This is a genomic window from Paracidovorax anthurii (assembly GCF_003269065.1).
In the GTDB taxonomy this organism is placed as follows: domain Bacteria; phylum Pseudomonadota; class Gammaproteobacteria; order Burkholderiales; family Burkholderiaceae_C; genus Paracidovorax; species Paracidovorax anthurii.
In genome coordinates this window covers 56,643-80,502 of record NZ_QLTA01000001.1, presented here as the reverse complement: position 1 = coordinate 80,502, position 23,860 = coordinate 56,643, and the positions used below count along the sequence as shown (strand labels likewise).

Sequence of the window (23,860 nt, the reverse complement as noted above, 5' to 3'; positions counted from 1 at the left end):
TGTCTCCTGGGGGGCTCGATCGGGTCCACCGGAGTATGTCGGGCCCGGGCGCGCGCATCCAGTCCGGTGGACTACGCACCGGCGCCGCGCCGCCGGGTGGGGCGCGGGACGGTGCGCCGAGTGGTCAGGCGCCCACCAGGGCCCGGTAGCGCTCCGACACGGCCCGGGTGATTTCGCCCACGGCGAAGGCGTGCGCGTCGATGGCGCGCACGGGCTGGATCTCGTACGCGGTGCCGCACAGGAACACCTCGTCCGCTGCCCACAGCTCCTGCGGGGCGATGGGGCGCTCTTCCACCGGGATGCCCAGCGCCTGCGCGATGCCGAACACGGTCTGGCGGGTGATGCCGTTGAGCACGTAGTCGGGCGGCGGCGTGACCAGCATGCCCTGGCGTGCCATGAACAGGTTGGCGCCCGTCGATTCCGCGACGTTGCCCTGCGCGTCCAGCAGCAGCGCATCGTCGGCGCCCTTGCGCTCGGACGAATGCCGGCTCAGCACCGCCAGCGCGTAGTTGCCGGCGCACTTGGCCTGCACGGGGGTGGAGGCGGGGCCGGGGCGCAGCCATTCGGACACCGAGAGGGCGATGCCCTCGCTGCGCGCCTTGGGGCCGAAGATGTCGGGCCAGTCCCAGGCGGCGATCGCCACGTGGGGCGTGGCGCCCGCCGGCAGCATGGACAGCGTCTCGCTGCCCAGCCACGCCACGGGGCGGATGTAGCCGGTGCGCACGTTCTCGCGGCGCAGCAGGTCCAGGGTGGCGTGGTCCAGCGTTTCGGCATCGAAGGGCAGATCGAAGCCGATCAGCCGCGCCGAATCGATCAGCCGCTGGTTGTGCTCGCGCAGCCGGAAGGGCGCGCCGTGGTACACGCGGATGCCCTCGAACACGCTCTGCGCATAGTGCAGCCCGTGGCTCAGCACGTGCAGCCGGGCCTGCTCGCCCGCCACCACTTCGCCGTCCAGCCAGATGTGCCGGACGGTCCGGGCCAGGTCGCTCATCGTTGCGTTCTCCTTGCTGTCGGGATGGCGTTCACGCGGGTCAATACGCGAGGTCTGCGAACTGCAGCTCGCGCTCGGGCCGGTGCGCGGCGTCCAGCACGGCCCGCATGCGCGGCGGGATGTCGAAGCGGTCGCCCTCCTGGCTCGGCGGGCGCAGGTAGCGGTACACGAACTGCCGCGCCAGGGCCTTGTAGTCGTCGCCGCGCGCGGAGCGCTCCAGCGCCTCGATGGTCTCCACCAGCGAGCGCAGCGCGCCGTAGATCGCCTCGCGGCCGAAGGCGGTGATGCGCCCGCCGTCGAGCGCGATGGCGCCGTGCTCCGCAAGCCACTCGAACAGGAACACGCCCGTGCCGGAGTCGAAGTTGCGGCACACGTCCACCTGCAGCGGGTAGCGGAACAGCCGCTCCAGCAGCACGAACTCGATGACCGAGGCGCCGTAGGCGATGCGCGGGTCGAGGCATTCCAGCACCACCTGGCTGTCCACCTTGATCTCCTCCAGCAGGCCGGCGTGCCAGTTCAGCTTGAGCTGCAGGTTCGTGTCCAGCGGCATCGGGCCGCGGTGGTGGTAGTAGTCGTGCAGGTAGCCCCACACGCAGCGGGCGCGGTAGCAGTCCTCGGGCGCCATCCCGCGCGAGGCGCCCATCCAGGCCTCGGCCAGGTCGGCGCCGATGAAGGTGGTGGTGTTGCGCAGCGTGATCTCTTCGTAGATCTTCTGGAATTTGTTGAAGAAGAACAGCGCGTACTGCTGGTGGCTGACCTTGTCGCGCGCGCGGATGTTCTCCGGGAAGAAGACGATGCAGTTGCCTTCCATGAAGCCGGCGGAGGCGGCCAGCAGGCGGGCGGATTCGCACTTGTTCTTGGGGTGCGGATAAGTCCATTCGAGATCGCTCACCTCGGGCGGGTCCTCGCGCCGCGCGATGAAGAATTCGAGGTGGTAGCCCCGGGGCGGGGGGCCGTTGGCGGTGATCACCGGGCCGATGAACAGGCCGTCCAGGCCGTTGGGCGGCGGCTGGTATGCATCGCGCACCCGGTCGAAGCAGGGCGGGGTGTCCAGGCCGGCGGCCAGCCAGGCGGCGATGTCCTGCTCCCACGCGCCGATCATGCGGGCCTGCCCGTAGCGGGCGTGCAGCAGGGTGCCGGTGGCCTGGATGCGGCCCAGCGCGGCGATGTCTTGCGGTGTGGGATCGGGAATGCTGCCGTCGAACGTCTGCCGCTGCCGGAAGGCGTTCAGCTGGCGTTCCAGCGACTGCACGGTCTTGTCTTGTTGGGTGGTCTTCATCGGGTCGAGGAGGGCGAGGGTCGGGCCCTGGGGATGGTTTTCCTGCCGCGCACCGCGGTGCGGGCGGGCCCGGGCCGGGGCGGTTCGGTGGGCATTCATGCGGTGGCGTGGAATCGTGAAGCCCATGGCCACCGGGCCGAAATCGCGCACCGTCTTCAGGCCCAGCGACCGGGCGGCCTTGGCCGTCGTCACGCAGCCCTCGGTCTTGCCGAGGTGGCAGTCCAGGGCGGCCTGCGCGTTGCTGTTGGCGAACGAGAGCTGCGCGCCGGCCGGAGCGAGGTTCTGCGGCGCCGGGTGCGTGGCGACGGTGGCGGGCGGCTCGCCCGTGCGCGAGGCGAGGATCATGTTGAACGTGGGCATCACGAAGATGTCCAGCATCTGGAAGCGTTCGAGGTTGGAGAACACCAGCGTGTGCAGGTCCGGGTAGGCCACGCACCCGAGCAGGGCGATGCGCGGGTCGTCCTTGAGGGACTCGACGGCCACCTCCAGCGTGGGGTGCAGGTGCACGGCGCCCTGGCGGCCCTGGCGCCGGAACCACTCGTGGGCCGCGGCCTCGCAATTGGTGCCCGCGGGCCCCAGTGTGTGAATGACTTCAATGTGCTCGATTGCCATGTCAGTTCCTTGTGAAGGCCGCGCGCGGCGCGGCCGGGGGGCCATGCGGGTTCGCCATCGGCGGGAGGGGGGCGCTGCGTTGCTTCGGCCCCGCCCGGCCTCCCCGGCGGTGAACCCGCGTCAGTCCGGAGCGTGGTCCGGCCGCGCGCAGGCCGGCCAATGCGTGTGGGTGATCAGGAAGAGCGGCGAGCGCGGCGCGGGCCGGACGGGCGGCTGCACGGGCGCCGCGCGTTCCGGCATGCCCTTGCCCCGGGCGGCCATGGCGGCCACCGCCGCCGCCAGCGCATGGAGCCGCTGTCCTGGCCAGGGGGGCATGTCTGCGCGGAGTTCACTCATCGGATGCTTCTTTCCCGGCCGGGCCCCGCGGGGTCCGTGCCGCTGCGTGCGGGAGTGCCCAGGGGTGTTCCGTAGGGCGGAAAGTAGCATACGGGGGAAGCGGCTAATTCGGGCCCCTGGAAACCGTCGGCGTTCTGAAATCGGTGCCTAACGATTGTTTATGTGTAACCGGATGGCACGGCGCGGCGGCCGGGACCGCCAGATCGTGAACACGTTCTCAGGGTGCGGGCGGGTGCGCGGCTGTGCCCGCCAGCGGCAGCGTGAGCACGAAGCAGGCGCCGCTCTGGCGGTCGGGCCGGTCCTCGCAGCGCACGCTGCCGCCGTGCCGCTCGGCGATGGAGCGCACCAGCGACAGGCCCAGCCCCACGCCGCCGGCGCGTTCGCTCGCGCCCGGCAGGCGGTAGAAGGGCTCGAAGATGCGCTCGCGCTGCGCGGGCGGCACGCCGGGGCCGTGGTCGCACACGCGCACCTCGGCGTAGCGGCCCACGCGCCGCAGCACCACGGTGATCTCGCCCTGGCTGTAGCGCCGCGCGTTCTCCAGCAGGTTGCGCAGCGCGCGGCGCAGCAGCTTGGCCACGCCGCTCGCCTCCAGCGTGTCGCCGGTGGTGCCGGCGTCCAGCTCGGCGTCCACGCGCACGCATTCCTCGGCGGCCAGGCCCAGCAGGTCCACGGCCTCGACGGTGCCCATGTCGGCCTCGCGCGCATCGAGGCGGCTGGCCAGCAGGATCTCGTCCACGAGCTGGTCCAGCTCGGCGATGTTGCGCAGGATCTCCGCGCGAAAGGCGGGCGAGGGCGTGCTGCCCTGCATCAGCTCCAGCCCCATGCGGATGCGCGTGAGCGGCGAGCGCAGCTCGTGCGAGGCATTGGCCAGCAGCGACTTGTGCGAGGCCACCAGCGTCTCGATGCGCGCGGCCGCGGCGTTGAACTGGCGCGCGAGGTCGGCCACCTCGTCATGGCCGTGCTCGGCCACGCGCACCGACAGGTCGCCCTCGCCGAAGCGCTGCATGCCGCGCTGCAGGTTCTCCAGCCGCTGGAGCAGCCGGCGGATGATGGGGAACACGCCCACGGCCACCGCCACGCCCACGAGGCCCAGCATCCAGAGGAAGCCGAAGGGCGGGCGCGTCCAGAAGGCGGCCTCCGGGCCGCCGCCGCGCCGGTCGTGGCCCGGCGGGCGGATGCGCGGCGAGAACTGCAGGGTGTAGGGCAGCTCGGCGCCCTCGGCCTCCACGCGGAACTCCAGCCCCTCGGGCGGCCCGCCCGCCGAGGGCGGCACGCGGATCGCCAGGCCGCGCAGCACCGGCTGGCCCGAGGGATCGAGCAGCACGATCTCGCGCGGCGGTGGCGCGGGCTGCGTGAGCGCGTTCTGCTCCGCCGCGATGCGCCACGCCCAGCCCACGGCCAGCGTGAGCACGGCCACGCCGCCGACCACGGCAAGCCAGATGCGCAGATAGAGGCGGCGGGAGAACGGATTGGACATGGGTTGATTTCAGGCGCGGTTTGCGCCGGCTCGGTGGTCCATTGCGCTGCGCCATGCGCGCAGCCCGCGAATCGCGCACGGCGGCCGCCGGTCCGATGGCCGCGGAGCAGGCCACGCCAGCGGACGCCGTGGAGCGGGCTCCGCCCGGCCACCGGCGTCCAGCCCCTTGCCAGAGGCAAGGGGCGTTCGGGCCGTCCATGCCCGCGCAGGCGGGCATGGAGCCGCGGCCCTCACTCCGCCCTTCCCGCCGCGCGCAGCGCGGCGAGAGAAGGGGGAAGCGGCGCAGCCGCTCAGGGGGATGCCCATCATCATCATCAGTCCTGCTGCTTGGCGAACACGTAGCCCACGCCGCGCACGGTGAGGATGCGGCGCGGGTTCTTGGGGTCGGCCTCGATGGCCGCGCGGATGCGGCCCATGTGCACGTCGATGGAGCGGTCGAAGGCCTCCAGCTCGCGGCCGCGCACGGCCTCCATGATCTGGTCGCGCGTGAGCACGCGGCCCGCGCGCTCGGCCAGCGCCACCAGCAGGTCGAACTGGTAGGAGGTGAGTTCGGCCGGCTGGCCGCCCACGGCCACCGAGCGCGCGTCGCGGTCGATCTCCAGCGTGCCGAAGCGCAGCGCCTGCGAGGGCGCGGCCGGGCCGTTCTCGCGGCGGCGCAGGATGGCGCGGATGCGCGCGAGCAGCTCGCGCGGCTCGAAGGGCTTGGGCAGGTAGTCGTCGGCGCCGATCTCCAGGCCGATGATGCGGTCCATCGGGTCGCCCTTGGCGGTGAGCATCAGCACCGGCACCTGCGCGGCCGGGCCGGGCAGCGAGCGGATGCGGCGGCACACGTCCAGCCCGTCCATGTCGGGCAGCATCAGGTCGAGGATCACGAGGTCGGGCAGCGGGCCGGCATCGTGGCCCTGCAGGCGCGCCATGCCGCTCTGGCCGTCGGCCATGTGCGCGACCTCCAGGCCCGACTGGCCGAGGTATTCGATGACCATCTGCGCGAGGCGGAAGTCGTCTTCGATCATCAACAGTTGGGCGGTACTCATGGGCTGTGGTTCTTCTTCCGCGAAAGGCGGAGGCTTTATGCTCGCCCCGGCGCTTCTCGGGGCGTTGAAGTCTCCGTAAAGTTAGGTAAACCGGCGTCCGGGCGTCATGCTCCCTGGCGCGCGTGCACCCGCGCCGCCAGCGCCACCAGCACCAGCACGGGCAGGCCCAGCACGGCCGTGGCGATGAAGAAGTCGCCGTAGCCGAAGGCGTCCACGAAGCGCCCCGAGAAGCCCGCGATCCATTTGGGCAGCAGCAGCATCATCGAGCTGAACAGTGCGTACTGCGTGGCCGAATACTGCACGTTGGTGAGCCCCGAGAGGTAGGCGATGAAGGCCGCCGAGGCGATGCCGCCGGCCAGGTTGTCGGCCGACACCACCAGCACCAGCCCCACCGGATCGTGCCCGCGCAGGGCCAGCCAGGCGAACAGCAGGTTGCTCAGCGCCGAGAGCACTGCGCCCAGCATCAGCACGCGCATCACGCCCAGCCGCATCGACAGCACCCCGCCCACGAAGGCGCCCGCGAGCGTCATCAGCACGCCGAAGACCTTGGTCACGGCGGCCACCTCGTCCTTGGTGTAGCCCATGTCCACGTAGAACGGGTTGGCCATGATGCCCATCACCACGTCGCTGATGCGGTAGACGGCGATCAGCGCCAGGATCAGCGCCGCCTGCCAGCGGTAGCGCCGCACGAAGTCCGCGAAGGGCTCGACCAGCGCGCCGCGCAGCCATTCGGCCGGCGTGCGCGCGGGCGGCAGCGGGCGCGGCGCGGGCTCGCGCGAGCACAGCACCGTCACCACGCCCACCAGCATCGACGCGGCCATGGCGAGGTACGCGAAGCGCCAGGCGCTGCCCTGGTAGCCCGCCGCATCGGGCACCTCGGCGCGCGCGGCCAGCCACAGCACGCCCGCGCCGGCCCAGATCATCGCGAGCCGGTAGCCGGTCTGGTAGGTGGCGGCCAGCGCCGCCTGCCGGTCGGTGTCGGCGGATTCGATGCGGAAGGCGTCGAGCGCGATGTCCTGCGTGGCCGAGCCGAAGGCCACCGCCAGCGCGCACCACACCAGCGGCGCGAGCGCCACCCGGGGATCATTGAAGGCCATGCCCACGAGTCCGCCGATCACCATCGCCTGCGCCAGCAGCAGCCAGCTGCGCCGGCGCCCGAGCGCGCGCGTGAGCAGCGGCAGCGGCATGCGGTCCACGAGCGGCGCCCACACCCACTTGAACGCATACGCCAGCCCCACCCAGCTCAGGTAGCCGATGGTGGTGCGGTCCACGCCCGCCTCGCGCAGCCAGAACGACAGCGTGCCCAGCACCAGCAGCAGCGGCAGGCCGGCCGAGAAGCCCAGCGCGAGCATGCGCAGGCTGGCGGGCTCGCGATAGACGCGCCAGGCGGCGCGCCAGGAGCGGGAAGGCGTCGAGGCCGGGGTCGGGGCGGGGGAGGGTGCGTGGTTCATGGACGTTGGAGCGGGCGGGGCGGCCCGCCGGGCATTATCCGCACCGCCGCCCGAGCCCCGGGGGCTTCGCGCCGGTCGCCGTTTTTGCGCGCCCGCCTACAGCGGCCCCGGGGCGGGTGCACTAGAGTGCGTGATGCACTTTTGCGGGTACGTCAAAGTGCATCACGCACTCTAGCTCGCTCCCACCATGCCGAACGACCTCCTGACCCCCCCTCTGGCGACCGCCGCGTCGCCCCACGCCGATGCCGGATGCCGTTTCTGCAGCGCTCTGCGCGCGGGCCCCTGGCAGGCGCGGCGCGGCTTCCTGCTCGCGGCCGGGGCGGCCGCGGCGGCGCCCGCGCTGGCGCAGGTGGACGTGGGCTCCGCCTCGTCCATGCGCCGCCTGGTGCCGGCCGAGCAGCTCGAAGCGGCGGCCGACCAGCAGTACGACCAGATGCTCGCCAAGGCCAAGGCGCAGCGCGCGCTGGCGGGCGACGGCCACCCGCAGCTGCAGCGCCTGCGTGGCATCGGCCAGCGCCTGATCCCGTTCACGCCGCAGTGGAACGACCGCGCGCGGCAGTGGAAGTGGGAGGTGAACCTGATCGGCAGCAAGCAGATCAACGCCTTCTGCATGCCCGGCGGCAAGATCGCCTTCTACACGGGCATCCTCGACCAGCTCAAGCTGAGCGACGACGAGGCCGCCATGGTCATGGGCCACGAGATGGCCCACGCGCTGCGCGAGCACGCCCGCGCGCGCCTGGCCAAGTCGCAGGCCACCAGCATCGGCCTGTCGCTGGGCGCGCAGCTGCTGGGGCTGGGCGACCTGGGCAACGCGGCCGCCAACCTGGGCACGCAGTTGCTCACGCTCAAGTTCAGCCGCGGCGACGAGACCGAGGCCGACCTCGTGGGCCTGGAGCTGGCCGCGCGCGGCGGCTTCAACCCCGAGGCCTCGGTGAGCCTGTGGCGCAAGATGGGCGATGCCACGGGCGGGCAGGGCGGGCTGGCGTTCCTCTCCACCCACCCGAGCGGCCCGGACCGCATCCGCGAGCTGGAGCAGAACGTGCCGCGCGTGCAGGGGCTCTACCAGGCCGCGCGGCGGGGCTGAGGGCGGTATGGGAGCAAAAGGCCGTCCATGTCGCCGTGTTTATTGAATAGTTTGCTATTGAATATGTAGCAATCGGCGGTGCGGGTCGCGGCCCGCGTCCGCCTCATCCCGGGCCGGTGCCCGCCAGCGCGTCCATGCCGCCCGCGATCGTCTCGGCCAGCACGGCCGCGCTCGCGCGCAGCGCCCGGGCCTCGGGCGGCGCCAGCGGCGGCACGAAGGGCCGGGAGGCGCCCCCCGCGCCCACCACGTGCGGCAGCGACACGCAGGTCTGCCGCACGCCCAGCAGCTCGGGCAGGAAGGTGGAGACGGCGAACACGCTGCGCTCGTCGCCCACGATGGCGCGCACCAGCCGCGCGATGCAGCCGCCGATGCCGAAGTTCGACACGCCCTTGCCCGCCTTGATGCGGTAGGCGGCGGTGCGCACGTCTTCCGCGATGGCGCCCTGCAGCGCCTCGTCGATGGGCCGGCCACGCTGCGCGGCGAAGTCGAGGATGGGCACGCCGCCCACCTGCGCGCTGGACCAGTGCAGCACCTCCGAGTCGCCGTGCTCGCCCAGCACGTAGGCGTGCACCGAGCCCGGCGCCACGTCCAGGTGGTGGGCCAGCCGGTCGCGAAAGCGGATGGAGTCGAGCGTGCAGCCCGTGCCGATGGCGCGCCCGGGCGCCACGCCCCAGCGCTGCACGGCGATGGCGGGCATCACGTCCACGGGGTTGGTGGCGAAGAGCAGCACGGCTTCGGGCGCGGCGCGCAGCACCTGCCCGACGATGCGGTCCACGATGCGCAGGTTCTGGTGCAGCAGCTCCAGCCGCGTCTGGCCGGGCTTCAGGCTCGCGCCGGCCGTGATGACCACCACGTCGGCGCCGGCCAGGTCGGCATGCGAGCCCTCGCGCACGCGGGCCGCGGTGCCGAAGGCGGCGGCGTGGCCGATGTCCGCCGCCTCGCCCGCGGCGCGGGCGGGGTCCAGGTCCACCAGCACGATGTCGCTCACGCCCGGCGTGGACGACAGCAGGTAGCTGGCCGCGGCGCCCACCTGGCCCGCGCCGACGACGCCGATGCGCGCGCCCATGTCAGAGCACCCCCATCAGGGGCCACAGAGTGACCGACAGCAGCAGGATCAGCGCGAAGCCGGCCAGCGTCACCAGCAGCCCCACCTTGGCGAACTGCGGCGTGCCGAAGGCGCCCGTGCCATGGCACAGCATGTTCTGCGGCGCGTTGGTCGGCAGGATGAAGCCGAACGAGACCACGAAGCTCTGGATGAGCACGACGCCGAAGGCGGTCTCCTTCGACACGGGCAGCGTCTGCGCGAAGGCGATGAAGATCGGGATCAGCGTGCTCGCGAGGCCTGTGGCCGACGCGAAGCCCAGGTGCAGCACGATGCTGAAGAGCGAGAGCGCCGCGATCACCGACACCACGGGCAGGGCCGAGAGGCCCAGCTGCCCCAGCGTCTGCTGCGCCAGCCAGCCGGCCGCGCCGGTGCGCTGCAGCAGCGTGCCCAGCGAGATCGAGGCGGCGAACAGCACCACCGTGCCCCAGGGCACGAGCTTCTCGGCCTGCGACCAGTGCATCACGCCGATCTTGGGCATGAGCAGCAGCGCGATCCCCAGCTGCGTCGTGGTGGTGGTGTCGAAGGGGTGCAGCGCGCCCTCGGTGGACCAGAGCACCAGCAGCAGCAGCGCCACGGCGATCAGGCGCTTCTCGGGCGCGGTCACCGGGCCCAGGGCGCGCAGTTGCTCGCGCAGGCGCTCCGCGGCGTTCTCGGCCACGGGCACCTCGGGTCGCAGCAGCCAGAGCGAGACGAGGAACAGCACGAGGCCCATGCCGATGGTGAAGGGCAGGGCCGTGAGGAACCATTCGCCCCAGGTCACCGTGTGGCCGAAGGCGCCCTGCATGAAGTTCAGGCTGATGAGGTTCTGCGCGGCGCCGGTCTTCACGGCGATGTTGAAGATCGAGCACGCCTGCGCCGTCACGATCATCAGCGTGGCGCCCAGGCTGCTGCCCACGGGCAGGCCCAGCGCCGCCGTGATGCCCACCATGATCGGGATCACCGCGCCCACGCGCGCCGTGGCCGAGGGGATGAAGAGGGCCAGCACGAAGCCCACCAGCATCGCGCCCACCGTGAGCCGCGCGGGCGAGAGGCCCACCCGGCTCATCACCAGCAGCGCCACGCGCTTGTCCAGCCCCGTGTGCTTGAGCGCCACCGCCAGGAACAGCGCGGCGGCCACCAGCAGCACCGCCGTGGACGAGAAGCCACCCAGCATCACCGTGAGCGCGTCGGACGAGCCCATGGGCTTGGCGCCGGGCGTGAGCGGCTTGCCCATCAGGCCCACCACCGCCATGCCGGTGAGGATCACGGCGCTGTTGGCCGGCGAGACGCATTCGCTGATCCACAGCGTGATGACCAGCGCGAGCAGCGCCAGGGCCACCTGGCCGGACGACGAGAGCCCGGCGGGCGTGGGCAGCGCGAGCACCAGCGCATAGAGGCCGAGCGCGAGCAGCAGGAAGCCGAACTTGCGGTTGGAGCTGGGCTCGGGCTGCGAGGCGATCGGCGGAACGGGAAGGGGAGCGGACGTCGTCATGGAGGATGCTTTCACGGTCGAAGGCCGTGGGGCGCGGCACCCTGGGGAAACTCCCGATTGCGCCGCGCCTCAACTCATGTGAAAGCATGCCCGCGGGGCCGCCGCGGGATATTGACGGGCATCAAGGCGGCACGGATGGCCCGCCGCCCGCCCGTGCCGGGTCAGGTGCCGCCCACGTAGGGGTTGCTGCGCCGCTCGCGCCCGAACGTGCTCTCGGGCCCGTGGCCGGGGATGAACACCGTGGCGTCGCCCATCGGCCAGAGCCGCTGCGTGATGCTGTCGATGAGCTGCTGGTGATCGCCCATCGGGAAATCGGTGCGGCCGATGCTGCCCGCGAACAGCACGTCGCCCACGAAGGCGCGCTCGATCTGCGGCGCGTGGAACACCACGTGCCCCGGCGTGTGCCCCGGGCAGTGGCGCACGTGCAGCGTCTCGTGGCCGACCTGCACCGTATCGCCGTCGTGCAGCCAGCGCGCGGGCGTGAACGGCCGCGCGGGCGGGAAGCCGAACATCGCGCTCTGCTGCGCCAGCCCGTCGATCCAGAACTGATCGCCCGGGTGCGGCCCGGTGACCGGCAGCGACAGCCGCTCGGCCAGCTCGCCCGCGCCGCCCGCGTGGTCGATGTGCGCGTGCGTGAGCCAGATCTGCTCCAGCCGCAGGCCGCGGCGCTCCACCTCGGCCAGCACCTGCTCCAGATCGCCTCCGGGGTCGATCACGGCGGCGGACAGGGTGGCGTCGCACCAGACGAGGGAGCAGTTCTGCTGGAAGGCGGTGACGGGGATGGTGTGGTAGTGGAGCATGGGGGGACGCAACGGAGTCTTAAAGGCCGAAGCACAGTTTTGAAACTGGCGGGTGCAGCCTACATTGCCCGGAGAGCAGCGTTTCGAAAGGCATTGATCTGGCTTGGCTTGATGGGGCAGTGTGTGGTTTGGGCCCGAGTATGGACTCTCGGCATTCCAAAGGGAGGGCCTGCGCGTGTCGTTGCCATCGGCCCGTGGAGGCATGCGGAAAAGTTCTGCAATTGGGTGAGGAGCGTGACCACGGATGGTTCGGTGTGTTTTGCGAAGGGGTGATTTACTCTGGGTAAATGAAGCCGTAAGCACTGAATCACCCCGGCTTTCGTGGAGACCGGTTGGTGTGAGTCAAGCTGACACGGCCTGACTCTCTGCCTGAATGCATGAGCTCGTGCTCATCATGAATGTGCATTTGCCATACTCGACGGGCAAAGCAACTCAGGGAGGTGATTAATGGATGAACTTGAGCGGGCGCTCGCCGAGTATTTGGAGAAGAATTTCAGCCATGGCGACTCTGTAGCCGTCAGGCAACTGCGGGACCAGGTCGCTGCGCGGTATATCTCCGAGGCATTGCCCTTGTCTGTTGCGCTTGCTGTCGTGAGGCGGTTCGTCAGCGGGATGGTCCGTCGGCGAATGCTGGAACGCGTCGGATCCGGCGTCTACGCCTACTGGCCTGAGGGCCGGACATCTCTGGACGATACGGTCGTCTTCGACCGTAAGGTGGTCGGCCGTGAACTGGTGCCGCCACCCGCATTCCCATTCTTCCGTCCCAACGCACTGTCCGCTTTCGAAAGCGTCCAAGCCTTGGCACGCAGTAGCCAGTTCCTCGTCCAGAGCGATCTTGCGGACGTGAACATCGAAGCGATGCAGGGATTCAGTCTGTGAGCCCCGCGATCGGTGCTTTGAACCAATATGGTGAGGACGGACTTGCCATTCTTGCCTTCAAGATTCAGGCGTTGCAGTTCGATCTGAATCGCGATCTGAAATTCATCAGCATGAAGGATCAACTCATTCGTGGGCGAACCTTGATGCTGGCCGCGTATCAGGCCGGACTCATCGGGCCGATCCCTCTTGCCGAGCCAGACACCTCCAATGTCATCGTCATTGGTGCGGGCGTTGGGGGCGTGTCCGCCGCCCTGATGGCCTGTGAGCTGGGGTTGTCAGTCACGCTTGTCGAGTCTGACACGGCGTGCTTTCCACTTCTGGGTTTGGGCAGCGATCGTCTCTTCAGCGCGACGGTGTATGACTGGCCGCACCTTCACAGTGGCAAGCACAAGTTTCCATATGTCGAGGTCCTGCGCGATGATGAGACTGTCAAAGGTTTGCGAGGAGATGCAGCGACCCTGCGATTTCCCTCGACAGCGCGGACGGCCAGTGAACTTCGGGCCGAATTCCTTGGCCAGTTGGACGCTTACAAGACAAAGTTTGGCGCCCGATTGAAGATTCTCTGTGGCTACCGGCTCGGTCTCATGAAAGACATCAGCGCGAACGAGCCAGGCAACGTCGTCGCCGTGAAGGTGAGAGATACCAAGAGCCCCGACAGCAAGCTGCATTTGGAAGGCCAGATCGCGGTCTTCGCGTTGGGATTTGGCTTGGACAAGGACATCCAGCAAACGGAAGCGGCAAAGGATTTTTTCTCCTATTGCGACCTGAAAAAGGACATTGAAGCGGCCGTCGCAGGTCCGGCGGCAGGTATTGTGCGTATCGAAGGCGCTGGCGATGGAGGCTTGCAGGAGGCCTTGCGGTTCGTGCTCCAAGACGAGTGGCACGATCTTCACCGATGTGTGAGTCGGCTGGAGGAAATACTGTTGTCTGACGGGCTCGGCACTGAGTGGTTGCAGCTTTGCAGCCGACTCCAGTCAGCGGAAGATCAGGCGCTTCGCTCCTTGATGTGGGGATACACCGACGAGCGCATCTATTCGGAGCTTCATGCGCTGTACGAGCGCGAGACGGCCGCGCTGCTGGCGGTCGCGGCCCCTTCAGTCCTTCAGTGGCACAACGAGGTCGTGCGACAAGCGCCATTCAAGGTCCAACTGCTCGATCGTGCTGCCTATAGCATGAAGGCCTACAGCCTCAATCGTTGGTTGGTGGGCTTGCTCTTGCATGTTGCCATGAGCCCCGGAGGTGCCCCGGGCTATGTCCGGATTGAGCGGGTCACCCCTGCCACCGCGGATCCAAAGCCCAATGTCACGTTGAGGCGGTACGGCTTCGCAGGCAATACCAAGCCAGCAATGGTGGGAACTGCTGGCGAGGTTGACCTGCTGCGCCGAATTGCCTTCCAGGCCATCCCGATGAATCTGGATTCCGTCGTTTGAGCCCGAACGCTTCACGATTGATCCGATCCATCAAATGCCGGGACTGAACACCTAGCGGCAGATTTTCAGCGCCACCGCATCGAGCGCCCGGTCGTAGCTGGCGCGCTCGGCCGCGCTGAGGAAGCCCTGCTGGCGGACGAAGCGGTCGGTGTCCTTGCGGACCTTGTCGACCCGGTGCCACAGCCGCTCGGCCTGCCGCTCGGAGATGCGCCGTGCCTTGCGCGCGGTGCCGATGTCGGCCTGGAGGATGTTCGCGCGCACGGAGATGTGGGCCTGCAGCGGGTCCGTGATGGTCCCTCCGGTCTGCCCGGTGAGGTTTCGCTGCGCCGGCAGGTCGCAGCTCGGGTAGTCGTGCCGCGGGTCCTGGGCGGCGGCGCCGGTGGCCGCCAGTGCGAGGGCCAGGGCCGCCAGGGGGGTCAGCAGGGGGTGTTTCATACAGGTGCCTTCGTCGGTGGGTGAAGTGCTGCCCGGAGGATAGGCCATGCGTGTGTCGGCGGGAGGACGGCGCCCCGCGCAGCGGTTACCGTACGGCTTTGGCCCCTCGGGCCGCAGGATTTCGCGATGAGACTTCTCCTTGCCGGATCGACCGGGCTGGTCGGTCGCCAGGTGCTGGAACAGGCGCTGGCCGACCCGCGCGTCGATGCCGTGGTGGCGCTGACGCGCCGCGCGCTGCCCGCGCATGCCCGGCTGCAGTCGGTGCCGGTGGATTTCGACCGCCTGCCCGAGGCCGCGCCCTGGTGGGCGGCGGACGCCGTCATCTGCACGCTGGGCACCACGATGCGCGTGGCCGGTTCCCGGGAGGCCTTCCGCCGCGTGGACCATTGCTATCCTCTCGCCATCGCGCGGCACGCCCGGCGGCATGGCACGCCTACCTGTGTGCTGAACTCGGCCATCGGCGCCGACGCGGGCTCCCGCTTCTTCTACAACCGGGTCAAGGGCGATCTGGAGCGGGATCTCGCCCTGCTGGGATTCCCGTCGCTGGCGCTGGTGCGGCCCGGCGCGATCGGCGGGCCGCGCGAAGCATCCCGCCCGGGCGAGCGCGTGGGGGTGCTGGCCCTGTCGCTGCTGGGGCCGGTGCTGCCGAAGCGCTGGCGCGTCAACCCCGCCCCGCGCATCGCGGCGGCGCTGATCGATGCGGCGCTCGCGCCGCATCCGGGGCTGCGGGTGGTCACGTCCGATCGCCTGGTGTGATCTGAAGCGGCCCATGGTGGCGCGCCGCGTCCGCGTCGCGCCGTGTTCCTGGCAAACCCTGGTGGGACGGTGTCCGGCGCAAAGGCCGGGCGCCGGAAATGGATGGAGGTATCGGGCATGCCCATGGTGGAGTATTCCGCGCTGATCGACGGCGATGCCGGGCGCGTATGGCAGGTCTTGCGGCGGTTCGGCGAGATCGGCGCGTGGCATCCGGCCCTGGCGGGCAGCGGGATCGAAGGCGACCTGCCGGAGGGCACGGTCGGCTCCGTGCGCTGGCTGGCGCTGCCGGACGGCGGGCTGGTGCGCGAGCGGCTGCTGTCGCTGGACGATGCGGGCCGCGCGCTCTCCTACCGCTTCGAGGCGTCGCCGATGCCGGTGGACGACTACGTGGCGACCGTGCGCGTGCTGCCGCTGTCCGACCAGGCCCGGGCGCTGGTCCACTGGTCGGCGCGCTTCGAGGCGCGCGCGCCGCACCCGGGGGCGGAACACGCGCAGGCCCTGCGCGATCTCTTCGCCGCCGGGCACGGGGGGCTGCAGCGCCTGCTGCGCGAGGGGGCGCCGGGGGCGGATGGGGCCGCCTTCTCGGTGGCGCACGTCGCCTCCGTGCCGCTGGAGAAGGCGTACCGGCTCCTCAACCATGGCCCCACGGTGCTGGTGTCCGCGCGCCATGGCGGCACCGACGACGTCATGGCCGCGGCCTGGGCGTGCGCGCTGGATTTCGCGCCGCCGAAGCTCACCGTGGTGCTCGACAAGACGACCCGCACCCGCGAGCTGGTCGAGGCCAGCGGCGCTTTCGTGATCCAGGTGCCCACGGTGGCGCTGCTCGCGCTCACGCACCGCGTCGGGCACCGCAGCCTGCACCGCGAGCCCGGCAAGCTGGCGGAGGCCGGCGTGCGGCTCTTCGGCATCGATGGCCACGACCTGCCGTTCGTCGAGGGGTGCTCCGCCTGGCTGGCCTGCCGGCTGGTCGCGGAGCCGCACAACCAGCAGGCCCACGACCTGTTCATCGGCGAGGTGGTGGGCGCGTGGGCGGATGACCGCGCGTTCCGCGAAGGGCACTGGCTTTTCGAGTCGGCCGACCCCGCCTGGCGCAGCCTGCACTACATCGCGGGCGGGCGCTTCTATGCCATCGGGGACGCGGTGGACGCATGAGGACCGGGCCCGGCCGCGGCCCCGTGCCGGCAAAGGCTGGAGCGCCAGGTCGTATAGCCCACCGTGTCGCGGCTATTGTCAAAGCCAGGCCATCTATCAAGCCCGTGATGCGTTATCGAGGCGTGGGTGCTCAGTGCGAGCGCGGTACTGGTCTATCCAGTTCACTGACGGTGCGATGCCCCCGAATGGGAAGCAATGCAGACGCATCTTTCCATGTGCTTCTGTCAGGCCGGCGGCAAGACGATCCACGAAAAGATCCGGCCCCGCCGTGCCAAATTTCGTTGTTCTCGCTTGCCAGGTCGGGAATGGAAACGGTTGACGCGGGCGGCATGCGAGGCGCCGCTGGGGTCAGTGCAGGAATGTCCTTCGCGCTGACTTCCAGCGAGTAGCCGTCGGTGATGTCGTCTGCGGCCCTGGGCTTTTCGGGAGGGATCAAGGGTCTTGCCATACTTGGCGGATGTGGGGGGAAACCTCGGCACGCCCGCTCTGATCGAGCGGGCCGGACGCCGTTGAACACGTTCTGAAAGCCAGGGGTGGCGTGGCTCCCCCCACAAGGCGCATCAGTCTTTTGCGGGCGCCTCGTCACCGTAGAACATCACTCCCAACTGGATGCGCTCGCGGCCGCTTTCCACCCGGTGCCGGTTACTGTCGCGCAGCGAGTAGACGCATCCGCAATACTCCTGCTGGTAGAAGTTCTCGCGCTTGCTGATCTCGATCATGCGGGCCGAACCACCGCCCTTGCGCCAGTTGTATTCCCAGTACATCAGCCCGGGATACCTGGCCGCCGCGCGCACGCCGCAATCGTTGATCTGCTGCATGTTCTTCCAGCGCGAAATGCCCAGAGAGCTGGTGATCACCGGAAAGCCGTGCTCATGCGCATACAGCGCCGTGCGCTCGAAGCGCATGTCGAAGCACATGGTGCAGCGCACGCCGCGCTCGGGCTCGTGCTCCATGCCTCGGGCCCGCTCGAACCAGTTGTCCCGGTCGTAGTCCGCATCGATGAAGGGCACGCCGAACTGCTCGGCGAAGCGGATGTTCTCGTTCTTGCGCAGCTCGTATTCCTTGAGCGGATGGATATTGGGGTTGTAGAAGAAGATGGTGTAGCCGATACCGGTCGCCAGCATGGCCTCCATGACCTCGCCCGAGCAGGGCGCGCAGCAGGAATGCAGCAGCACCTTGTCGTGGCCGCCGGGCAGCGGAAGCGGTTTGCGTTCGACGGTGGTGTTCATCCGTTGGCTCCTTGCGCAAGGGTGGCGGCAGGCTGACGGGCCAGTTCGATGAAGGCCCGCACGTAGTCGATGGCGGTGTCCGCCTCGCGTGCCCCCAGGAAGATCTGCTTGGCGATGCCGCGCACGCCCAGCCGCACAGGCACCACGTCCATCTTGGCCGCGTACTCCTCGACCAGCCAGCGCGGCAGGGCTGCCACACCGCGGCCGCTGGCCACCATCTGCAGCATGATGTCGGTGGTTTCGATCGCTTTGTGGCGCTTGGGCGTGACACCGGCCGGCAGCAGGAACTGGTTGTAGATGTCCAGGCGCTCGATGTCCACCGGGTAGCTGATGAGCACTTCCTGGGTCAGCTGCTGGGGTTTCACGTAGGCTGCCGAAGCCAGGGCGTGGCCCTTGGCCACGACGAGCACCTGCTCGTAGTCGAACACGGGTTCGAATTTCAGCCCCGGCTTGAACAGCGGATCAGGTGTGACCAGCAGGTCGATCTCGTAGCCGAAGAGCGCGCCGATCCCGCCGAACTGGAACTTCTGCTTGACGTCCACGTCCACGTCGGGCCATGCGGCCAGATAGGGCGACACCACCTTGAGCAGCCATTGGTAGCAGGGGTGGCATTCCATGCCGATGCGCAGCGCACCGCGCTCGCCCTGCGCGAATTGGCCCAGGCGCTCTTCGGCCAGGTCCAGTTGCGGCAGCACGCGGTTGGCCACCGCCAGCAGGTACTGGCCGGCCTGCGTCAGGCGCAGGCTTCGCCCTTCGCGCAGCCAGATGTCGGTGCCGAGTTGCAGCTCCAGTTTCTTCATGCTGTGGCTCAGCGCTGACTGGGTCAGGTTCAGCACGCCCGCGGCGGCCGTCAACGACCCTTGCTTCTCGACCTGCCGGACGATGCTGAGGTGTAGGCGCTCCAACATTCAGATGATTCCTGCTCATGGGTGAATGAGATAAAACCATTTTACTTCATTGATTCTCGTCAATACCATCCGCTCCTATTGACGTCGAGCGTGGCCTGAGGATCTGCGCGAGTCATGGCGGAGGACCTCGGTGATGCACTCCGTCAACGTCTCTGGCACTGCGCAGATCAATCCATACGAAAGCAACAATGACACGTCCACTCCGATTAGTCGCAGTTTCCGGCGGGCTGCAACGCCCCTCCAAGTCTGCTGCCCTGGCAGAGCATCTGCTGGACCTGATCTCGGACGGAGTGCCGTGCGAACAGCGCCTGGTCGAACTGGGTCAGCTCGCACCGCAGCTTGCCGGCGCGGTCTGGCGATCTCAACTGCCCGATGCCGTGGAGCGGGAACTTGCCGCGGTCGAGCAAGCTGACGTCCTGGTGGTGGCAACACCGGTCTACCGCGGCTCCTACACGGGGCTGTTCAAGCACTTCTTCGACTTCATCCATCAGGACGCCTTGATCGACAAGCCGGTCTTGTTGGCCGCCACCGGCGGCAGCGAGCGCCATGCCCTGGTGATCGACCACCAGTTGCGGCCGCTGTTCAGTTTCTTCCAGGCACGCACGCTGCCATTGGGCGTCTACGCGACCGACAAGGATTTCGTGGATTACCGCCTGCGGGACGAGGCCTTGATCGAGCGGGCCGGACTGGCGGTCCAACGGGCACTGCCACTGGTGGATCTGGCTCGCTACGCCCGGCACTCTCTGGCCGATGAAGCGGTTGCGGCCTGAAACAAGAACCCGGCTTTCTTTCAAAAATTAGTTCACTGGATTGCGATGAACCAAGAACTCACCTTCAACCTCAAGAGCATTTGCTTCGATGAGAACTACCAGCCATCGGACAGCACGCGCATCACCACCAACTTTGCCAACCTGGCCCGGGGAGCGAGTCGGCTACAGAACCTGCGCAATACGCTGAGGATGATCGACAACCGCTTCAATGACCTGGCGCATTGGGACAATCCGACGGGCGATCGCTACTCTGTCGAACTCGAGATCATCTCCGTCGAGATGGGCATCGATGCCAAGAGCAGCACCGATGTATTTCCGTTGATTGAAATACTGAAGACAAGCATTCACGACAAGAAAGAAAACAAACGCATCGACGGTATCGCGGGGAACAACTTCTCCTCCTACGTGCGCGATTACGACTTCAGTGTCTTGCTTCCGGGCTACAACTTGAATCGAGCGGAATTCAGCATTCCGGAAGATTTTGGCGACTTGCATGGAAAGCTGTTCAAGCAATTTGCCAGCTCGAACACTTACAAGGAGCGCTTCAGCAAGCCGCCTGTCATCTGCATCAGCGCCTCCACCAGCAAGACCTATCAGCGGACGGGCAACCAGCACCCCGTGCTGGGTGCCGAGTATCAACAGAATGAACTGTCCTCGACCGACCAATACTTCGCAAAGATGGGGATGCAGGTTCGATTTTTCATGCCTCCGAACAGCGTTGCACCGTTGGCTTTCTACTTTCACGGCGACCTGCTGGGCGACTACACGAATCTCGAGCTGATCGGCACCATCAGCACCATGGAAACCTTCCAGAAGATTTACCGCCCCGAAATCTACAACGCCAATTCTGCCGCCGGGAAGCTCTATCAACCGAGCCTGAAGAACCAGGATTACTCGTTGACGCAGATTGTCTATGACCGGGAAGAACGCAGCCAGTTGGCGGTCAAGCAGGGGAAATTTGCGGAGGAGCACTTCATCAAGCCGTACAAGAACGTCCTTGAGCAGTGGGCTGCCGATTTCGCGCTCTGACCACTCGCATCGGCGGCGCCTGCCGTCATGTCCCCGGTAACACTCCCTCCCTTGGCTGCTTGGGCACCACAGTCCCGAAATACGCTCGCCCCCCCATTTCTGCTTGAAAGGAATCCTCAGATGTTTGAAACCTCCATCGCCGGCAGCCTGCCGAAGCCAGCCTGGCTGGCTGAAACCAACAAGCTCTGGCCTCAGTGGAGAGCTGAAGGCGAGGCGCTTCGCCAGGCCAAGGCCGACGCGACCCTGCTGTGGATCAAGGCCCAGGAAGACGCAGGCCTGGACATCGTGTGCGACGGCGAACAATCGCGCCAGCATTTCGTGCATGGCTTCCTTGAGCAGGTCGAGGGCATCGACTTCGAGCACAAGGTGAAGATGGGCATCCGCGACAACCGCTACGACGCGATGGTGCCGCAGGTGGTGTCGGCCCTGCGCCTGAAGGGCCGCGTGCATGCCTTCGAAGCCCAACTGGCGCGAGCGCACACGAAGAAGAAGCTGAAGTTCACCCTGCCCGGGCCCATGACCATCGTCGACACCGTGGCAGACCGCTTCTACGGCGACAAGGTCAAGATGGCCTTCGCGTTTGCGGAACTGCTCAACCAGGAAGCGCTCGCGCTGCAGGCCGATGGAGTGGACATCATCCAGTTCGACGAACCCGCCTTCAATGTCTACATGAAGGACGCCGCCGACTGGGGCGTGCAGGCGCTCGAGCGCGCGGCGCAGGGCTTGACCTGTACGACGGCGGTGCACATCTGCTACGGCTACGGCATCAAGGCCAATACCGACTGGAAGAGCACCCTGGGCGACGAATGGCGCCAGTATGAGACGGTGTTCCCCGCGCTGGCCCGCAGCCGCATCGACCAGGTGAGCCTGGAATGCATCCACTCCCATGTGCCGCCCGACCTGATGAAGCTGCTGGCCGGCAAGGACGTGCTGGTCGGCGTGATCGATGTGGCCAGCGACGTGGTCGAGACACCCGAGGAAGTGGCTGACACCATCGGCCGGGCGCTGGAGTTCGTGCCGAAGGAGCGGCTGTTCCCGTGCACGAATTGCGGGCTGGCACCGATGGGGCGGGACGTGGCGTGGCGCAAGCTGCAGGCGCTGGCAGAAGGCACGAGACTGGCAAAGGAGCGGTTCACTGCACCTGGGGCGCGCCCCGAAGCCTGAGCGTCAGCATCCAATGCGCCTTCTGCATTTCAGGCGGAAAGGACGATGTGGGCAGGCTCCTCCACCAGCCCACCTGCGGGCGATGGGTGGCCGCTTTGGGCGCAAAGCGAACCGGAGCCTCGTCTGATCAAAGGTTGAAGTCGTAGTCAATTGTCAGCGGCGCGTGGTCGCTGAACTTCACGTCCTTGTAGATCGTCGCGAGGCGGGCGGTGTTGGCCAGGGTTGGCGAAGCCAAGTGGTAATCCAGGCGCCAGCCCACGTTGTTCGCGTAGGCCTGGCCGCGGTTGCTCCACCAGGTGTAGGCCGTGTCGGTGGCGGTGGGCTGCAGCATGCGGTAGACGTCCACCAGCCCGCCGCTCGCGTCGGTTTTGTTCAACAACTTTGTCATCCACTCGCGTTCCTCGGGCAGGAAACCGCTGTTTTTCTGGTTGCTGCGCCAGTTTTTCAGGTCGATCTGCTGGTGGGCGATGTTGACGTCGCCGCAGAGGATGAATTCGCGCTCTTCCTTCACCCGCATCAGGTGGACGTGGAATTCGGCCAGGAAGCGGAACTTGGCCAGCTGGCGCTCGGGCCCGGAGGAGCCGCTCGGGAAATAGGCGCTGATGATCGAGAGCTTGCGCGCGGGCGTGTCGAAGCGCGCCTCCACGTAGCGGCCCTCGGCGTCGAATTCGGTCGATCCGTAGCCGATGCGCACGTCGCTGGGCTCGCGGCGCGTGTAGATGCCCACGCCGGAATAGCCCTTCTTGGCCGCGAAGTGGAAATGCCCCTGGAGGCCGGCCAGCACTTCGAAGCGGCCGGCCATGTCGGCCGACTGGGCCTTGATTTCCTGCACGCAAATACAATCCGGCCGCGTTTCGGCGATCCAGGCTTCCACCCCTTTCGAGGCGGCGGAACGGATGCCGTTGAGGTTCAGGCTGGTCAATTTGAAAAGGGAAGCATCCATGGTGGCAGACGGCGCGCGGCAGCAGCAGACGGGAACGGAAAAGGCGGAAGAAGGCGTGTCGCCGGACCGCCTCGCACAGGACTTCGTGCACTTCGCCGTAGAGGCGGGCGTGCTTCGGTTCGGCGAATTCAAGACCAAGGCGGGCCGCATGAGCCCGTATTTCTTCAATGCCGGGCTCTTCGACGACGGCGCCAAGATGGGCCGGCTCGCGGGATTCTATGCAAAAGCCCTGCTGGCGAGCGGCATCGAATTCGACATGGTCTTCGGCCCGGCCTATAAAGGCATTCCGCTGGCCGCCACCGTGGCCGTGGAACTCGCGCGCCATGGCCGCAACGTGCCCTTCGCCTACAACCGCAAGGAGGCCAAGGACCACGGCGAGGGCGGCACCCTCGTGGGGGCTCCGCTGAAAGGCCGGGTGCTGATCGTGGACGACGTGATGTCCGCCGGCACGGCCGCGCGTGAATCCATCGCGCTCATCCGCGCCGCCGGCGCGGTGCCGCATGCCATGGCGATCGCGCTGGACCGCCAGGAAAAGGCCACCGAGAACGGCCGCGACGTGGAGCACAGCGCCGTGCAGTACGTGCGCGGGCAACTGGGCATGCAGGTGTGCACCATCGCCAAGCTGGCAGACTTATTGCATTATCTGCAGGATTTGCAGAATTTGCAGGATTGCGGGGGCTCTGAAATGGCCTCGCACCATGAGCGGGTGCTGGCCTATCGCCAGCGCTACGGAGTCTGATACAAGGAACCATCGGGTGAAGAAACAGGCCATCTGGAGCGTGGGGTATGCGGGGGTGCTGGTTGCGCTGTGCCCAGGCCTCGCGGGCGCGCAGTCGCAGCCCGGTCCGGGTGGCATTTACACCTGCGTGGACGCCAAGGGGCGCCGCCTCACGGCCGACCGCCCCATCGCGGAGTGCACCGACCGCGAGCAGCGCGTGCTGGGGCCTTCCGGCACCGAGCGCGCCCGCGTCGGCCCCACGCTCTCTGATCACGAGCGCGCCGCGCAGGAGGCCCAGCGCCGCAAGGAGGCCGAGGAGCGTGCCCGCATCGCCGAGGAGCGCCGCCGCGAGCGGGTGCTGGTGACGCGCTACCCCGACCAGGCCGCGCACGATGCCGAGCGCGCCGCGGCCATCGCGCAGATCGACGATGTCACGTCCGTGGCCGAGAAGCGCATCTCCGAGCTGCACCGCCAGCGCAAGGCGCTCGATGCCGAGATGGAGTTCTACCGCCGCGATCCGGCCAAGGCCCCGCCGGTCCTGCGCCGCCAGATCGCCGAGCAGGAGGAGTCGCTGGCCGAGCAGCGGCGCTTCATCGCCGCGCAGGAGAAGGAAAAGCGCCGCGTGCACCAGCGCTTCGATGCGGAACTGGCCCAGTTGCGCCAGCTCTGGGCCGAGCAGCAGCGCGCACCCGTGTTGCCGGGGTCCTGACCGGGCCGCCCTGCCGGGCGGCGGCACATCCGTGATCTATTGCGCCGCGTCAACCGTGACGCATGAAACCGGCGCTGCGCCCCCCGTCCGATGGCCGC

The 23,860-nt window shown here is 68.1% G+C and carries 23 protein-coding genes and 1 pseudogene; 11 read left to right on the top strand and 13 right to left on the bottom strand.

Annotated elements, in window-relative coordinates; translation table 11 throughout:
- Positions 1-124: 124 nt before the first annotated feature.
- The 6 genes from AX018_RS00385 to AX018_RS00360 all read right to left on the bottom strand — a co-directional run bounded on the left by AX018_RS00385 (position 125) and on the right by AX018_RS00360 (position 7,180).
- On the bottom strand, positions 125-991 hold the full coding sequence (locus AX018_RS00385; protein WP_111875278.1) for a branched-chain amino acid transaminase: 867 nt from the start codon (positions 989-991) through the stop codon (positions 125-127).
- 40 nt (positions 992-1,031) lie between these two features.
- The gene (locus AX018_RS25395) at positions 1,032-2,882 is read right to left on the bottom strand and encodes a DUF6421 family protein (RefSeq protein ID WP_211322337.1); all 1,851 of its coding nucleotides are present in this window, start codon (positions 2,880-2,882) and stop codon (positions 1,032-1,034) included.
- A gap of 120 nt (positions 2,883-3,002) precedes the next feature.
- Positions 3,003-3,218: a hypothetical protein gene (locus AX018_RS00375; RefSeq protein WP_146749176.1), complete on the bottom strand. Its 216-nt coding sequence runs from the start codon at positions 3,216-3,218 to the stop codon at positions 3,003-3,005.
- A 217-nt stretch (positions 3,219-3,435) separates the two neighbouring features.
- Positions 3,436-4,695 (bottom strand): HAMP domain-containing sensor histidine kinase, encoded by a 1,260-nt coding sequence (locus AX018_RS00370; RefSeq protein ID WP_111875276.1) that lies wholly within the window; start codon positions 4,693-4,695, stop codon positions 3,436-3,438.
- Positions 4,696-5,009: 314 nt separating this feature from the next.
- Positions 5,010-5,729 carry a response regulator gene (locus AX018_RS00365; RefSeq protein ID WP_111875275.1) on the bottom strand — a complete coding sequence of 240 codons (720 nt, stop codon included), beginning with the start codon at positions 5,727-5,729 and terminating at the stop codon, positions 5,010-5,012.
- A 104-nt stretch (positions 5,730-5,833) separates the two neighbouring features.
- A complete protein-coding gene (locus tag AX018_RS00360) occupies positions 5,834-7,180 on the bottom strand; it encodes an AmpG family muropeptide MFS transporter (RefSeq protein WP_111875274.1) in 1,347 nt (448 codons plus the stop codon).
- Positions 7,181-7,367: 187 nt separating this feature from the next.
- On the opposite strand from AX018_RS00360, the gene AX018_RS00355 reads away from it, so the two are divergent.
- Positions 7,368-8,264, top strand: coding sequence for a M48 family metallopeptidase (locus tag AX018_RS00355; protein ID WP_111875273.1), 897 nt, complete (start codon positions 7,368-7,370; stop codon positions 8,262-8,264).
- A gap of 103 nt (positions 8,265-8,367) precedes the next feature.
- Here AX018_RS00355 and AX018_RS00350 read toward each other — a convergent pair whose 3' ends face one another.
- The 3 genes from AX018_RS00350 to AX018_RS00340 form a co-directional block, all read right to left on the bottom strand.
- Positions 8,368-9,330 (bottom strand): lactate/malate family dehydrogenase, encoded by a 963-nt coding sequence (locus AX018_RS00350; protein ID WP_111875272.1) that lies wholly within the window; start codon positions 9,328-9,330, stop codon positions 8,368-8,370.
- Position 9,331: 1 nt separating this feature from the next.
- Positions 9,332-10,840, bottom strand: coding sequence for an SLC13 family permease (locus AX018_RS00345; protein WP_111875271.1), 1,509 nt, complete (start codon positions 10,838-10,840; stop codon positions 9,332-9,334).
- Between the two features lie 161 nt (positions 10,841-11,001).
- Positions 11,002-11,640 (bottom strand): MBL fold metallo-hydrolase, encoded by a 639-nt coding sequence (locus AX018_RS00340; protein ID WP_111875270.1) that lies wholly within the window; start codon positions 11,638-11,640, stop codon positions 11,002-11,004.
- A 447-nt stretch (positions 11,641-12,087) separates the two neighbouring features.
- Between AX018_RS00340 and AX018_RS00335 the strand changes: the two genes are divergently transcribed.
- On the top strand, positions 12,088-12,519 hold the full coding sequence (locus tag AX018_RS00335; RefSeq protein WP_111875269.1) for a hypothetical protein: 432 nt from the start codon (positions 12,088-12,090) through the stop codon (positions 12,517-12,519).
- The gene (locus AX018_RS00330) at positions 12,516-13,949 is read left to right on the top strand and encodes an FAD-binding oxidoreductase/lyase (RefSeq protein ID WP_111875268.1); all 1,434 of its coding nucleotides are present in this window, start codon (positions 12,516-12,518) and stop codon (positions 13,947-13,949) included. The genes AX018_RS00335 and AX018_RS00330 overlap by 4 nt, the downstream gene beginning before the upstream one ends.
- Positions 13,950-14,000: 51 nt before the next feature.
- Here the strand turns inward: AX018_RS00330 and AX018_RS00325 are convergent, their stop codons facing one another.
- Positions 14,001-14,384 carry a hypothetical protein gene (locus tag AX018_RS00325; RefSeq protein ID WP_111875267.1) on the bottom strand — a complete coding sequence of 128 codons (384 nt, stop codon included), beginning with the start codon at positions 14,382-14,384 and terminating at the stop codon, positions 14,001-14,003.
- A 126-nt stretch (positions 14,385-14,510) separates the two neighbouring features.
- On the opposite strand from AX018_RS00325, the gene AX018_RS00320 reads away from it, so the two are divergent.
- From AX018_RS00320 to AX018_RS25565, 3 genes and pseudogenes are all read left to right on the top strand, one after another.
- The gene (locus AX018_RS00320; protein WP_111875266.1) at positions 14,511-15,140 is read left to right on the top strand and encodes an NAD(P)H-binding protein; all 630 of its coding nucleotides are present in this window, start codon (positions 14,511-14,513) and stop codon (positions 15,138-15,140) included.
- 102 nt (positions 15,141-15,242) lie between these two features.
- Positions 15,243-15,671, top strand: a pseudogene (locus tag AX018_RS25570) (SRPBCC family protein); the annotation flags it as partial.
- A gap of 54 nt (positions 15,672-15,725) precedes the next feature.
- Positions 15,726-16,292, top strand: a complete 567-nt coding sequence (locus AX018_RS25565; protein WP_170146154.1) for a flavin reductase family protein — start codon at positions 15,726-15,728, stop codon at positions 16,290-16,292.
- A gap of 560 nt (positions 16,293-16,852) precedes the next feature.
- Here the strand turns inward: AX018_RS25565 and AX018_RS00305 are convergent.
- Positions 16,853-17,521, bottom strand: a complete 669-nt coding sequence (locus AX018_RS00305; RefSeq protein ID WP_111875264.1) for an epoxyqueuosine reductase QueH — start codon at positions 17,519-17,521, stop codon at positions 16,853-16,855.
- The gene (locus tag AX018_RS00300; protein ID WP_111875263.1) at positions 17,518-18,429 is read right to left on the bottom strand and encodes a LysR family transcriptional regulator; all 912 of its coding nucleotides are present in this window, start codon (positions 18,427-18,429) and stop codon (positions 17,518-17,520) included. Before AX018_RS00300 ends, AX018_RS00305 begins: the two co-directional genes overlap by 4 nt.
- Before the next feature lie 188 nt (positions 18,430-18,617).
- Here AX018_RS00300 and msuE point away from each other — a divergent pair, with 188 nt between their 5' ends.
- The 3 genes from msuE (at position 18,618) to AX018_RS00285 (ending at position 21,392) form a co-directional block, all read left to right on the top strand.
- Positions 18,618-19,199 carry an FMN reductase gene (msuE, locus tag AX018_RS00295; RefSeq protein ID WP_111875262.1) on the top strand — a complete coding sequence of 194 codons (582 nt, stop codon included), beginning with the start codon at positions 18,618-18,620 and terminating at the stop codon, positions 19,197-19,199.
- A 45-nt stretch (positions 19,200-19,244) separates the two neighbouring features.
- Entirely contained in the window at positions 19,245-20,228 is a 984-nt protein-coding gene (locus AX018_RS00290) for a DUF1852 domain-containing protein (protein WP_111875261.1), read from the top strand.
- A 120-nt stretch (positions 20,229-20,348) separates the two neighbouring features.
- On the top strand, positions 20,349-21,392 hold the full coding sequence (locus tag AX018_RS00285; RefSeq protein ID WP_111875260.1) for a methionine synthase: 1,044 nt from the start codon (positions 20,349-20,351) through the stop codon (positions 21,390-21,392).
- A gap of 127 nt (positions 21,393-21,519) precedes the next feature.
- Here the strand turns inward: AX018_RS00285 and AX018_RS00280 are convergent, their stop codons facing one another.
- Complete coding sequence (locus AX018_RS00280; RefSeq protein WP_111875259.1) at positions 21,520-22,335, bottom strand: exodeoxyribonuclease III; 816 nt, start codon at positions 22,333-22,335, stop codon at positions 21,520-21,522.
- On the opposite strand from AX018_RS00280, the gene pyrE reads away from it, so the two are divergent.
- Positions 22,334-23,074 carry an orotate phosphoribosyltransferase gene (pyrE, locus tag AX018_RS00275; protein ID WP_111875258.1) on the top strand — a complete coding sequence of 247 codons (741 nt, stop codon included), beginning with the start codon at positions 22,334-22,336 and terminating at the stop codon, positions 23,072-23,074. The two genes, AX018_RS00280 and pyrE, sit on opposite strands and share 2 nt — an antisense overlap.
- Positions 23,075-23,090: 16 nt before the next feature.
- Positions 23,091-23,762: a DUF4124 domain-containing protein gene (locus AX018_RS00270; protein ID WP_415842078.1), complete on the top strand. Its 672-nt coding sequence runs from the start codon at positions 23,091-23,093 to the stop codon at positions 23,760-23,762.
- Positions 23,763-23,860 lie beyond the last annotated feature (98 nt).